The organism is Labrenzia sp. 5N, from assembly GCF_012395805.1.
Classification (GTDB): Bacteria; Pseudomonadota; Alphaproteobacteria; order Rhizobiales; family Stappiaceae; genus Roseibium; species Roseibium algicola.
The window spans coordinates 834,130-847,386 of sequence record NZ_JAAZTM010000004.1; the positions used below are offsets into that span (position 1 = coordinate 834,130).

Below are 13,257 nucleotides of genomic sequence, written 5' to 3' on the forward strand. Positions count from 1 at the left end.
AAACAAACGGGAGATTGTTATGAGCAACTCAAACTATCCGGTCGACATGGGTGTCAAACCTGACGTCACACCCTTTTTCGATCCGGCCACCAACACGATCAGCTACGTGGTCAAGGACCCGGCTTCCAACGCCTGTGCCGTTGTCGACAGCGTGATGGATATCGACTACGCCGCCGGCCGCATCACCTATGACCATGCAGATCAGATCATCGCCTATATCCGCGAGAAGGATCTCAAGCTGGAATGGCTGATCGAGACACATGTTCATGCCGATCACCTGTCGGCAGCGCCGTATATCCAGCAGAAACTGGGCGGCAAGCTGGGCATCGGCGACAAGATCACCGTCGTCCAGGAAACCTTCGGCAAGGTGTTCAACGAAGGCACGGAATTCCAGCGCGACGGCAGCCAGTTCGACCGCCTGTTCCGTGACGGGGACGTCTATCAGATCGGCGAGCTGACCGCCTTTGCCATGTATACGCCCGGCCACACTCCGGCGTGCATGGTGCATGTGATGGGCGATGCCGCCTTTGTCGGTGATACGCTGTTCATGCCGGATGGTGGCTCGGCCCGTGCCGATTTCCCGGGCGGTGATGCGGCAACGCTTTACGACAGCATCCAGAAGGTACTGGCCCTGCCGGACGACATGCGCCTGTTCATGTGCCACGACTATGGCCCGAACGGCCGCGACATCCAGTGGGAGACCACGGTGGGTGCCGAGAAGGAACACAACATCCACGTCGGTGGCGGCAAGACGAAAGAAGAATTCGTCAAGTTCCGCACGGAACGCGATGCCCAGCTCGACATGCCAAAGCTGATCATCCCCTCGCTGCAGGTGAATATGCGCGCCGGCAAGCTGCCGCCCGCAGATGAAAGCGGCAAGACCTTCCTGAAGGTGCCGGTCAACGGCCTCTGATCGAGGCCAATGACCGGCCCCTCTAGCAGAACCGAAGCAGGCGGCTGATCCCCGCGTATCCACGCGGGGAGGGCGTCTGCAGAAAATCGGTCGAGACTTCATCGCCGGGAGGAGGCGGACAGGACCCATGAAAGCAATCAATTCCCAGATATCGGTAGCTCCCCAGGTAAAACCCGAGGACATGGCCGACTTTGCACAACAGGGCTTTCGCTCGGTGATCTGCAATCGCCCGGATGGCGAAGGTGCCGACCAGCCCTCGTTCGAGGAAATCGAAGCGGCTGCCGGCAAGCTCGGTATGGAAGCGCGGTATCTGCCCATCGTTGCCGGCAAGGTGGGCGATACGGATGCCGAAGAGTTCGGGCGGTTGATGGAAAGCCTGCCGAAACCGATCCTGGCCTATTGCCGGACCGGTACGCGCTCGGCAACGCTCTGGTCGTTGTCCCAGGCCGAAAAGCTGCCGCTCTCCGACATCCTCTCCAAAACCAAGGCCGCCGGCTACGACATGGCTGGCGTGGTGCGGCGCATCGCCAACGGCGGCCGCACACCGACCGAAACTGCCGAGGATGCGCGTTTCGACGTCGTCATCGTGGGCGGTGGCGCGGCCGGCATCTCGGTGGCTTCCAGTCTGCTTTCCCGCAAGTCGGACCTGGAAATCGCCATCATCGATCCGGCGGACGTTCACTACTACCAGCCCGGCTGGACGATGGTCGGCGGCGGCATCTTCGAGGCCTCGGACACCGCCAAGACCATGGGCTCCCTCATTCCGAAGGGCGTTCACTGGATCAAGTCGGCAGTCGCCGCCTTCGAACCGAAGGACAATGCCGTCGTTCTGGACGGCTGCCGTGTGGTCAAATACGGACGGCTGGTGGTCTGCCCGGGCCTGAAGCTCGACTGGCACAAGGTCGAAGGCCTTGTCGACACGCTCGGCAAGAACGGCGTGACGTCCAACTATCGATACGACATGGCTCCCTACACCTGGCACCTGGTGCAGACCATGAAGGCTGGACGGGCGCTGTTCACCCAGCCGCCCATGCCGATCAAATGCGCCGGTGCGCCGCAAAAGGCCATGTATCTTTCGGCAGACCACTGGCTGAAGTCCGGCACTCTGGACAAGATCGACATCCAGTTCATGAATGCCGGCGGTGTGCTGTTCGGCGTGAAGGACTATGTGCCTGCGCTGATGGACTACGTGAAGCGATACGATGCCGGCCTGAACTTCTTCCACAATCTGGTTGCAGTCGACGGGCCTGGCAAAAAGGCCGTCTTCGAGGTGAAGGAACCGGAAAAGGATCCACGCCAGGTGGAAGTCGAGTTCGACATGATGCATGTGACGCCGCCGCAGACGGCGCCCGATTTCATCCGCGTCTCGCCGCTGGCGGATGCCGCCGGCTGGGTCGATGTCGACCAGTCCACGCTGCGCCACAAGACCTTCGACAACATCTGGTCGCTCGGCGATGTGATGAACGCACCGAATGCCAAGACGGCCGCGGCTGCGCGCAAACAGGCACCGGTGGTCGCGGAAAACATCGTTTCCGATATCGCAGGGCACAGCGCGACGGCCCAATATGACGGCTACGGCTCCTGCCCGCTCACCGTTGAACGTGGCAAGATCGTCCTGGCCGAGTTCGGCTACGGTGGAACGCTGTTGCCGAGCTTCCCGCGTTGGCTGGTGGACGGGACCAAGCCAACGCGCACCGCATGGCTCCTGAAGGAGCGTATCCTACCTCCCATTTACTGGCGTGCCATGTTGCGCGGCAAGGAATGGCTGGCCAAGCCGGAAAAAGTATCGGCAGCATAACAAGCCCGGGAAACGGGCCCATCGAACCAACCTGCAACTCGAGCCGGTTTCCCGGCTCGAGTTTTTACCAGCCCCGACAAAGGCCAAGAAAAATGATCCGCCTAAAGCGCTATCTGCCCATTCTCGACTGGGGCAAAAGCTATGACAGGGAAACGGCGACAAACGATCTCGTTGCGGCGGTGATCGTGACGATCATGCTGATCCCGCAGTCTCTTGCTTACGCGCTTCTGGCTGGCCTGCCGCCCGAAGTCGGCCTTTATGCATCCATCCTGCCGCTTGTCGCCTACGCCCTGTTCGGCACCAGCCGAGCGCTGGCCGTCGGGCCGGTTGCCGTGGTCTCGCTGATGACGGCTTCCGCCGTTGGCGAACTGGCCAGGCAGGGCACCCCGGAATATCTGGGTGCCGCCATCATTCTCGCTTTCCTGTCGGGCCTGATGCTGATCGCCATGGGCCTGTTCCGGCTCGGGTTCCTGGCGAACCTCCTGAGCCATCCGGTGATTTCCGGCTTCATCACCGCGTCGGGCCTGCTGATTGCGTCCAGCCAGCTCAAGCACATCCTCGGCGTCAAGGCGAACGGGCATACGCTTTACGACATCCTCGGCTCCATCCTGCAGCACCTTGGCGAGATCAACTGGATCACCTTCGCAATCGGCGTATCGGCCACGGCTTTCCTCTTCTGGGTGCGCAAAGGCCTGAAGAAGCTGCTGCTTGGTATGGGAATGAAACCGTTTTTTGCCGATATCCTGACCAAGGCCGGGCCGGTGGCAGCCGTCGCGGTGACCACGATCCTGTCCGCCGTCTTTCAACTCGGCGAGAAAGGCGTGCGTGTTGTCGGGGACATTCCCTCCGGCCTGCCGGTGCCGCATCTGCCAGCCTTCGACGGCGAGTTGTGGCTGGCGCTTGCCGGTCCCGCGCTGCTGATTTCGGTCATCGGGTTTGTGGAATCCGTCTCCGTTGCGCAGACGCTGGCAGCCAAGAAGCGTCAGCGGATCGAGCCGGATCAGGAGCTGATCGGCCTCGGCGCCTCCAACATTGCCTCCGCCATTTCCGGTGGCTATCCGGTCACCGGCGGGTTCGCCCGCTCGGTCGTCAATTTCGATGCCGGGGCAGCGACCCCGGCGGCTGGTGCCTTCACCGCCGTCGGCATTGCGCTGGCCACCTTGTTCCTGACCCCGCTGCTGACGCATCTGCCACAGGCAACTCTGGCCGCCACCATCATCGTTGCCGTGCTGTCGCTCGTCGATCTCGGCGCGATCAAGCGGACCTTCGCCTATTCTAAGAGCGATTTCGCGGCCATGGCCGCGACGATCCTGATCACCCTGTTCTTCGGTGTCGAGCCGGGCGTGGTGACCGGCGTTGCCCTGTCGATCGCGCTTTATCTCTACCGCAGCAGCCGGCCACATATGGCGATTGTCGGCGTCGTGCCGGGAACCGAGCACTTCCGCAATGTTGACCGGCACGCCGTGGTGACGGGGGACCGGGTGCTGACGCTACGGGTCGATGAAAGCCTGTTCTTTGCCAATTCGCGGTTTCTGGAAGACCGGATCTATGCACTGGTGGCCGAAAAGCCCGATATCGAACACGTGGTGCTGATGTGCCCGGCCGTGAACGAGATCGACGCCAGTGCCCTGGAGAGCCTTGAGGAAATCAACCACCGTCTGTCGGATTCCGGTGTTTCCTTCCACCTTTCGGAGGTTAAGGGACCGGTGATGGACCGACTGAAGCGGACCGATTTCCTGAAACATTTGAGCGGGCAGGTGTTCCTCAGCCAGTACGACGCCTTGTGCACGCTCGACCCGCTGACGGCGCATATCTCGGAAAGCCGCACGCCGAAGAAGACCGCGAAGTCGAACCTGTGGAGCGGGCCGGAGATCTGATCCGGCTCTGGCTATTTTGCTGTGAGAGGGTCGACCCGGTTGTTACCGCATTTCTGTCTGATCCACCGCTCCTCAGGATGAGGCATTTTTTGCTGTCAGGCGCTTGAGGCGAGAGCCGCTCGACCCCAAACCAACCAGCAAAAGGGTGTCAGTTGCTGTTTGACAACTGGAGGATCGGCACGATCTTCTCGCAGAAGCGGAAATGGACCGGCGGCTTTTCGCCTTCCTGAACCATGAGCCCTTCGGTGCCACGGGGCTGAACGGTGACCAGTTCGATCGCCTCGCCGCCATCCGTCAGCAGACAATTGATGGCCGCACGCTGGGTCATCTTGCCGCTCTTTTCAGCCCCATAGACCTGGCAGATGCGCCCCGGGGTTTCCAGAAGGCCGCGGTAGATGGCCAGCGTCGAGCCGGGTGCGCTTCGGTCGATCCGCGGAGCCGGACAATCCTGCAGTTCGCGCACCCAAATTCCTTGCGCGAAATCCGCAAAACGCAGATCCAGTGCCCGGCCTTGCAGAAGGGGTGCGGATTTCGGCACCTGGAACATCAAGTCTCCCTTGCCTGCAAGCGCAGGCCCGCACGCAAACGCCAGTGCAACGCCCAACAAGGCATTTCGTGTGAAATTGTTCAACCGCTACCCCCTCCCGGAGTGACAAGATCCAACCGGATTATCCGATGCGCCGAAACATCGCGCAAGTTGGCAGGAAAGGTCAATGTCGCCAACGGCAAAACTTGCAAAAAACGAACAAATGTGGAACAAAATGCGCATGGAACCCGATCATCAGCCACTAGCGGGGCGGATTCAGCTGGATGACCCGCTCAAGGACGGACGTCAGTCGGAAACCGCGCTGAAGGTCTGGCGCGGGGCCGCGCGGCTGTTGCGACAACTCGATTTCGCCTGCCTGCCGGAAGTCACCCTTGCCTCCGCCCGGCGGGCGGACCTCCTGGCGCTTGGGCCGAAACATGAGCTCTGGATAGTCGAGGTCAAATCCTCGATCGCCGATTTCCGGGCGGATACCAAGTGGCCGGACTACCGCCTTCATTGCGACCGGCTGTATTTCGCGACGCATCCGGACGTCCCGCTGGAGATCTTTCCCGAGGAGGCCGGGCTGATTGTTTCCGACGGCTTCGGGGCGGAGATCCTGCGCGAAGCACCGGAACACAAGCTGGCGGCAGCGACCCGGAAATCGGTAACCCATCGTTTCGCCCGCCATGCCGCACACCGCCTGCACAACCTGTCAGACCCGGACGGCGTTCAGTTGTTCCAGAGCTACTAGGCCCGACTTTCGTCTCACGCCCTTGCAACGGTTTCGCGGCGCCGGAAACGAAGCACCAGGATCAGTGCGAGCAGCGCCAGGACAGGAGCGGACACCGCAGCCAGACCCGTCCAGCCGATCCCCGCAAACAGCACGCCCGAGAGAAGCGAGGCTCCGGAGGATGAAACCGCAAGAAGCGTATCGTTGACGCCTTGGACCAGCGGCCTTTCCTCGTCGCTCAAGGCTGCCAGCAGCAAATGCGTTCCTCCGATGAAACCGAAATTCCAGCCCACGCCCAACAGAACGAGGGCACCGTAGAATTCGAGCAGGCCGATGCCGGACCATGCCGTCAGCGCGGAAGCGAACAGGAGAACGAGCCCCAGGACGGCGATCCTGGTTCCGCCGAAGCGGCGGATCAGAAACCCCGTAAAGAACCCGGGTGCGAACATTGCGACCACGTGCCAGCGAATGACATCCGCGGCCTGGCCTTCGGCGAACCCGCAACCGATCATCGCCAAGGGTGTCGGGGTCATCAGAAGAACCATCATCGCCTGTGACAAAGCTGCAAGCCCGATCGCTCCGACCGCCCTGGGATTACGGCTCAGGATCCGTACCGCGCTTTCCGCGCGCCTGTGGGCCACCTTGAGTGGCGATGCCGGCATCCTTAACCACCAGACCGGCAACGCCCCAAGAACTCCGAGCATGGCGATTGCAAGATAGGCTCCTGCCAGCGGTATTGGCGCCAGTGCGTCCTTTGCTTCATTGAACAGTTGCGGCCCCAGCAACGCGGCCACCAGTCCGGAAGCCAGTGTGAAGGAAATCGCCTGAGCCCGATGTTCGGCGGGAACCGCCTCGGAGGCCGCAAACCGGAAATAGTTCACGCTGATCAATGCGGCCCCAAGAGCCGCATGTGCCAGGCAGAGCAGGATGAAACTCTGCAGTACAAGCGCCAATGCCGCGAAGACACCGCCAAAGACCAGCATTGCCGCGCCAAGCAGGAAACCTGCTCGCCTGCCGAAGCGCCCCATGAAGAGAGATACCGGCGTTGCCACGATGATGCCGACCAGCATCTGCGTCGACGGCGGCGCGGTTGCGAGCCACACGTGGGGAGCCAGCCAGCCTCCTGCCAGACCGCCAAGGATGATCAGCATCGGCATTGCCGAGCCGAGCACGATATTCGCAAGGAGAATGAGGAGAAAGTTTCTCGTGAGCATGAGGCCGTCCGTACCGGTTACGCCAGGGATCACTCCTGTTTAACGGTTGAACCGACTGTCTATAATGACATAGTGTCGTCAATTATGGACAAAACGCTTCGCCAGATCGACATCCTGCTTTTCGACGGCCTGAACATCCTGGATGTGGCAGGTCCCGCGCAGGTTTTCAGTTCGGCAAACGAAGACGGCACCGAACGCTACAGGTTGCGCTTCGTTTCCATGGACGGGATGGGGGTCACCTCTTCGTGCGGGCTCAGATTGCAAGTGGACACGACCGCATCGACAGACGGGCGGCGGGATCTTCTGATACCGGGTGGGACTGGTGTCGATCAAGCAATGCATGACCGGATGATCCTGGATATTCTTGCAACTTGGCCTTCGGAAATGGAGGACAGACGGGTTATTTCGATCTGCTCCGGTGCGCTGGTCCTGGCCAATGCTGGCCTTTTGAATGGCCGGAAAGCCACGACCCACTGGCGGCGCGCCCGACAGGTGCGGCAGCAATTTCCTGAGGTTCGCTGGTCCACCGACGAGCTTTATCATATCGACGGCGAGGTGATGACGTCCGCAGGCGTTGCCTCAGGCATCGATCTGGCGCTGGAGATCATCAAGAGGGACCATGGTGGAGCCCTGGCTCTTGCCGTTGCCCGCGAGTTGGTCGTCTATCTGAAAAGAGCCGGTGGCCAAACCCAGTTCGCGGACTTGCTTGAAGCGCAGTTTTCCGGCGACCGCGAACTTGGCCGGCTGCTTGACGCCTTGCAGGACAATCCCGGACGCGACTGGACACTGGAGTTGATGGCTGAGGTTGCCGGTCTGACCCCGAGGACCTTGAGCCGACGGTTTTCCGCAAGCGCGGGGCTAACGCCCGTGAAATATCTGGAACGCTACAGGCTCAAGCGGGCAGCGGATGTCCTGTCAGGCGGTGCGCCGGTGGGAAGCGCTATCCGTGTTTCCGGTTTCTCCGATTTCCAGCAAATGCAGCGGGCGTTCAAGAGGCATCTCAATACCACCGTCGGCGAGTACCGGGAAAAATTCGCGGATAGCTGAAACCCTGTGGCGACAAATCGCGGATGGCACATCCCGGACATCAGCTGAGAAGCCCATCCGGAGCGCTGCAACCAGCGCCCCGGATGCAGTTTGCATCAGACGAACAGGTTGACCAGGCTTTCCAGGTATTCCTGCTTGCCGGATTTCGGCTGCGGTTCCAGGTCAGCCTTGTGGACGCGCTCGGCCAATGTCTCGAGCGAGGAGCCGCCCTTGAGGATGTCGGCGTTTTCCGGCTTCTGCCAGCCGGCATAACGGTCATCGACGAAGCCCTTCAGTCGGCCGTCCTCGATCATGGCTGCCGCGGCCTTCAGACCGCGGGCAATCGCGTCGGCTGAGCCGACGTGCGCCTGGATCAGATCGACCGGGTCGAGTGACTGGCGACGCAGCTTGGCGTCGAAGTTGGTGCCGCCGGTGGTGAAGCCGCCCGCCATCAGGATCTCGTAATAGGCGAGCGCCAGTTCCGGCACGTTCATGCCGAAGTGGTCGGTATCCCAGCCGCACTGATAGTCGTTTCGGTTCATGTCGACGGACCCGAAGATGCCGAGCGAACGGGCCATGTGCAGTTCGTGCTCGAACGAGTGACCGGCCAGGATGGCGTGGCCCTGCTCGATGTTCATCTTGACGTCGTTTTCCAGCCCATAGGCCTTCAGGAACCCATAGACGGTGGCGACGTCGTAGTCGTACTGGTGCTTGGACGGCTCCTGCGGCTTCGGCTCGATCAGGATCGTGCCCTTGAAGCCGATCTTGTGCTTGTACTCGACCACCATGTTGAGGAAGCGGCCGAACTGGTCCAGCTCCTGTTTGATGTTGGTGTTGAGCAGGGTCTCGTAACCTTCGCGGCCACCCCAGAGCACATAGTTTTCACCACCGAGGCGATAGGTGACGTCCATTGCGTTCTTCACCTGTGCGGCGGCATAGGCGAAGACGTCCGGATCCGGATTGGTGGCCGCACCGCCCATGAAGCGGCGGTTGGAGAACATGTTGGCCGTGCCCCAAAGGAGCTTGATGCCGGTGTCGGCCATCTTCTTTTCGAAGATGTCGGCAATCGCGTTCACATTGGCATTGCTTTCGGCAAGCGTCCGGCCTTCCGGCGCAACGTCGCGGTCATGGAAAGTGAAGAACGGCATGCCCAGGATCTGGAACATCTCGAAGGCAACGTCTGCCTTCAGTTTGGCCTGTTCCATCGGATCGCCGCCAGCCGCCATCCAGGACCGGTTGAAGGTTTCGCCGCCGAACGGATCGGAGCCCGGCCAGCAGAAGCTGTGCCAGTAACACACGGCAAGACGCAGATGGTCTTCCATGCGTTTGCCGAGGACGACCTCGTCCTTGTTGTAGTGGCGATAGCTCAGCGGCTCGGTGCTTGCCGGCCCGGTGTATTGGATCGGCTGAAGATCGCCGAAGAACCCAGTGCTCATGTTGTCATCTCCTTGAATATGCTTCCTAAAAGCCGGCTTGTTTGAGCGCCGGATAAAGCTTGCGCCAGCGCTCGTAGCCTTCGGCATATCTTTGTGTGAGGGCCGGCACCGGATCGATGCTGGCCTTGAGGGCGGGCTTGGTGAAAATGCCCTCGGTGCTACCGAGCGCGGCGGCCTGACCGAGCCTGGCCGCGCCAAGCGAGCCGCCGAAGTCGCCATCCACCGGAACGTCGACCGGAACCTTGAGCAGGCTGGCGATGATCTCCAGCCAGACCGTTGAGCGAGACCCGCCGCCGACCGCCAGAACCCGTTCGATCCCGGTGCCGGCAACGCTGAGCGCTTCCAGGCAGTCCTTCAGCGCGAAGGCGACACCGTCGAGTACCGCGTGGCAGAGTTCGGCATCGTCGGTTCCGTGAGAAATGCCGAAGAAGCCGGCGCGGATGTCGACGTCGTTGTGCGGCGTCCGTTCGCCGCCGAGATAAGGCATGAAGGAAACGGGCGAAGGCCCTTCCACATTGCCAATCAGACCGGTGAGTTCACCCGGATTGCGCTTCACCACCTTTGCCAGCCAGTTGAGGCTGTCGGTTGCCGAAAGGATCACCCCCATCTGGTGCCAGGTGTCCGGCACGGCATGGCAGAAGGCGTGAACCGCGCTGTCGACGTTGGGCGAGAAGCGGTCGTTGGTCACGAACAGCACGCCGGAGGTCCCGAGCGAGACAAAGGCCGAACCCGGATCGACCGCACCGACACCGCAGGCCGAAGCGGCATTGTCGCCACCGCCGCCGGCCACCACCGGAGCGGCGTCGAAACCCCAGCGGCCACAAAGATCCGCCTTGAGTGTGCCCGAGCTTTCGGAGCCTTCGACAAGGCGCGGCATGTTCTCACGGGTGAGGCCCGTTGCGGCCAGAAGCGCGTCGCTCCAGTCGCGTCTGGCGACATCCAGCCAGAGCGTTCCGGCGGCATCCGACATTTCGCCGACGTACTCGCCCGTCAGCTTGAAACGGACATAGTCCTTGGGCAGCAGAACCATGGTGGTTCTGGCGAAGATTTCCGGCTCGTTCTCACGCACCCACTGCAGCTTCGGCGCAGTGAAGCCCGGCATCACCCGGTTGCCGCCGAGCGTCAGGAATTTCGGCTCGGCCGCTTCCAGTTCCGAGCATTGCTTGCCCGACCTGCCGTCGTTCCACAGGATGCAGGGGCGCAGCGGCTTACCGGCGGCATCCAGAAGCGTGGCACCGTGCATATGGCCGGACAAGCCGATGCCACGCACCGCGGCCATGGCCTTCGGCGCTTCCGCCTTGAGCGCGTCCAGAACGGTTTCGCAAGCCCGCCACCAGCTGTCCGGATCCTGTTCCGACCAGCCCGGATGGGGACGCTGGACCGTCAACTCCGCGGTTGCCGATGCGATCAGGGACTGGTCCTCACCAAGAAGAATGGCTTTGACCGAACTGGTACCGATATCGAGGCCGATATACATGAGGTGCGTTCCTCAAAAACAATCAAAAAGAATGCCGATGGCCCGTGACCGGGTGTCGGCATGAGGGTCCACACCGTCCGAACAGGGCCAGGCCGTCTGTTCAAACCATGAGGAAGTCCCGCGGGCAAGAGCCCGCGGGTCCTGTCGGTTTATCCGACCACTGTATCGTCCACAAGAGCACCTGGACCCGGGATCGCCCCTTCCGGGCATTTACCCAGAATGATCATGCCGAGCACGTCGTCATCAGTGACGTCGGTCGTGCGGGCGGTGCCGACAAGCTGACCGTTCTTCATGACCGCGATACGGTCGCAAAGCTGGAAGACGTCGTGGATGTCGTGGCTGATCAGGAAGATGCCGAGGCCCTGTTTCTTCAGTTCCTGGATGAGTTCAGCCACCATCTGCGTTTCATGCACGCCAAGCGCGGCGGTCGGTTCGTCCATGATCAGGATCTTGGCATTGAAATAGACCGCGCGGGCAATGGCCACCGACTGGCGCTGACCGCCCGACAGGGCTTTCACCGGCGCATGGAACTTTTTGAAGTTCGGGTTGAGCCGGCCCATGATCTTGCGGGTTTCCGCTTCCATGGCATCGTCGTCGACAAAGCCGAGCGGCGAGGTCAGTTCACGGCCGAGGAACAGGTTGGACGCGGCATCGAGATTATCCGCCAGAGCAAGCGTCTGGTAGATGGTCTCGATGTTCTGCGCCCGCGCGTCGCGCGGCGAGTGAATGTGCACTTCCTTGCCGTTGATGCGGATTTCGCCGCTGTCGGCCTTGTAGGCACCGGAAAGGATCTTGATCAGGGTCGACTTGCCGGCACCGTTGTGGCCAAGCAGACCCACGACTTCACCCGGATAAAGATCGACAGAGACATGATCCACGGCCTGCACCCCGCCGAAGGAGATGCACATGTCTTTCATTTCTACGAGAGGCGCGTCCATGTCTCAGTCTCCCGTGCGCTTGCGATAGATGATGTCGACGAGGACGGCGATGACGAGCACTGTGCCCACGACGATATTCTGCAGCGGGGCGTCGACGCCGACCATGGCCATGCCCGACTGCAATGACTGCATGATCAGCGCGCCCAGGATGGCGCCGTAGATCGTGCCGACACCGCCCGCAAGCGCGGTGCCGCCGATCACTGCCGCGGCAATGACCCTGAGTTCGTCCAGCGTGCCGATGTCGTTGGTCGAAAAGCCGAGGCGTGCGGCCGCGACAGCGGCTGCGAGCGCGCTGAGGCCGCCCATGATGGCAAACACCTTGACGGTCAGAAACCTGGTGTTGATGCCGGAGAGCTCCGCGGCATCCGGATTTCCGCCGGTTGCGAAAATGTAGCGTCCGAGACGGGTGCGGCGCGCGACGATGGTCATGACGACGGTAACCACGATCAGAAGCAGCACCGAGTAGGGAATGCCGTAGCCCATGACTAGGCCTTCCGGCATGGTTTCGCCCCGGGCCTCGAAGATCCGCTCAAGACGGGCGGTGGGAATGTCATAGGCATTCAGCACCCAGACGAACCCGAGAATTGCCCCGGTCGTGATGACACCCATGGTGACTTCCGCCCAGCCGGGTTTGACCGGGAACCCATGCGCAGCCTTGCGGCGGCGCGAGGAGACCTGCATCCACAGCGCAACGGCGACGGCCAGAACGCCGAAGATCCACGATCCCGTTTCGCCCATGGTGCCGCCGATACCGCCGATCATGGTGAAGGTTTCATCGAGCGGGCCGATGGTCTGACCGGAGGTGATGAACCAGGCAACGTTGCGCCAGACCAGGAGGCCACCAAGCGTCACGATGAAGGCCGGAATGCCGAGATAACCGACCATCCAGCCCTGGAAGGCACCGATCAGCACACCAACAACCACACCGGCCAGAATGGCCAGGATCCAGATAGCCGGATTGCCGAGGCCGAGCAGCGGCGGCAGGACATCGGTCTGGACAACCGCCATGACCGCCGCAACCGTCGCCAGAACGGAGCCGACGGACAGATCGATGTGGCGGGTGACGATAACGAACACCATACCGGTGGCCATGATGGCAACGGACACGGTCTGGATCGTCAGGTTGAAGATGTTGCGCGGCGTCAGGAACCGGCCATCCGTAATCACATTGAACACCAGGCACAGGACGATGAACGCCCCGATCATGCCGAGAAGCCGTGTGTCCAGCTGCAATGCGGCAAACAAGTTTCGTGCTGTCGGGCTTTTGGGCCCTGACAGTGCGGTGTCAGACATAGAGGTTACTCCTGCTTGGAGACCATTAC

Annotated in this window: 11 protein-coding genes; 5 read left to right on the plus strand and 6 right to left on the minus strand. The window is 61.5% G+C overall.

All coding sequences use genetic code 11. The features are described from left to right. The first annotated feature begins 19 nt into the window (after nt 1-19). The 3 genes from HEP89_RS06895 (at nt 20) to sulP (ending at nt 4,588) form a co-directional block, all read left to right on the plus strand. Complete coding sequence (locus HEP89_RS06895; protein WP_022999239.1) at nt 20-913, plus strand: MBL fold metallo-hydrolase; 894 nt, start codon at nt 20-22, stop codon at nt 911-913. A 127-nt stretch (nt 914-1,040) separates the two neighbouring features. Further along, complete coding sequence (locus HEP89_RS06900; protein WP_022999240.1) at nt 1,041-2,711, plus strand: bifunctional protein tyrosine phosphatase family protein/NAD(P)/FAD-dependent oxidoreductase; 1,671 nt, start codon at nt 1,041-1,043, stop codon at nt 2,709-2,711. Nucleotides 2,712-2,803: 92 nt separating this feature from the next. Next, complete coding sequence (sulP, locus tag HEP89_RS06905; protein WP_168691619.1) at nt 2,804-4,588, plus strand: sulfate permease; 1,785 nt, start codon at nt 2,804-2,806, stop codon at nt 4,586-4,588. A gap of 148 nt (nt 4,589-4,736) precedes the next feature. On the opposite strand, the gene HEP89_RS06910 is transcribed toward sulP, so the two are convergent. After that, nucleotides 4,737-5,219, minus strand: coding sequence for a hypothetical protein (locus tag HEP89_RS06910; RefSeq protein ID WP_168691620.1), 483 nt, complete (start codon nt 5,217-5,219; stop codon nt 4,737-4,739). A gap of 136 nt (nt 5,220-5,355) precedes the next feature. On the opposite strand from HEP89_RS06910, the gene HEP89_RS06915 reads away from it, so the two are divergent. Continuing rightward, nucleotides 5,356-5,865: an MmcB family DNA repair protein gene (locus HEP89_RS06915; RefSeq protein WP_168691621.1), complete on the plus strand. Its 510-nt coding sequence runs from the start codon at nt 5,356-5,358 to the stop codon at nt 5,863-5,865. 14 nt (nt 5,866-5,879) lie between these two features. Here the strand turns inward: HEP89_RS06915 and HEP89_RS06920 are convergent, their stop codons facing one another. Next, nucleotides 5,880-7,058: an MFS transporter gene (locus HEP89_RS06920; protein ID WP_168691622.1), complete on the minus strand. Its 1,179-nt coding sequence runs from the start codon at nt 7,056-7,058 to the stop codon at nt 5,880-5,882. Between the two features lie 84 nt (nt 7,059-7,142). Here HEP89_RS06920 and HEP89_RS06925 point away from each other — a divergent pair, with 84 nt between their 5' ends. Next, nucleotides 7,143-8,105, plus strand: a complete 963-nt coding sequence (locus tag HEP89_RS06925) for a DJ-1/PfpI family protein (protein WP_077291229.1) — start codon at nt 7,143-7,145, stop codon at nt 8,103-8,105. A gap of 95 nt (nt 8,106-8,200) precedes the next feature. On the opposite strand, the gene xylA is transcribed toward HEP89_RS06925, so the two are convergent. The 4 genes from xylA to HEP89_RS06945 form a co-directional block, all read right to left on the minus strand. Next, nucleotides 8,201-9,520 (minus strand): xylose isomerase, encoded by a 1,320-nt coding sequence (gene xylA / locus HEP89_RS06930; RefSeq protein ID WP_022999245.1) that lies wholly within the window; start codon nt 9,518-9,520, stop codon nt 8,201-8,203. A 25-nt stretch (nt 9,521-9,545) separates the two neighbouring features. Then, a complete protein-coding gene (gene xylB / locus HEP89_RS06935) occupies nt 9,546-10,997 on the minus strand; it encodes a xylulokinase (RefSeq protein WP_168691623.1) in 1,452 nt (483 codons plus the stop codon). Nucleotides 10,998-11,146: 149 nt separating this feature from the next. Beyond that, complete coding sequence (locus HEP89_RS06940; RefSeq protein ID WP_006939086.1) at nt 11,147-11,914, minus strand: ATP-binding cassette domain-containing protein; 768 nt, start codon at nt 11,912-11,914, stop codon at nt 11,147-11,149. A 24-nt stretch (nt 11,915-11,938) separates the two neighbouring features. Then, nucleotides 11,939-13,228, minus strand: a complete 1,290-nt coding sequence (locus HEP89_RS06945) for a sugar ABC transporter permease (protein ID WP_031268746.1) — start codon at nt 13,226-13,228, stop codon at nt 11,939-11,941. Between the last annotated feature and the right edge of the window lie 29 nt (nt 13,229-13,257).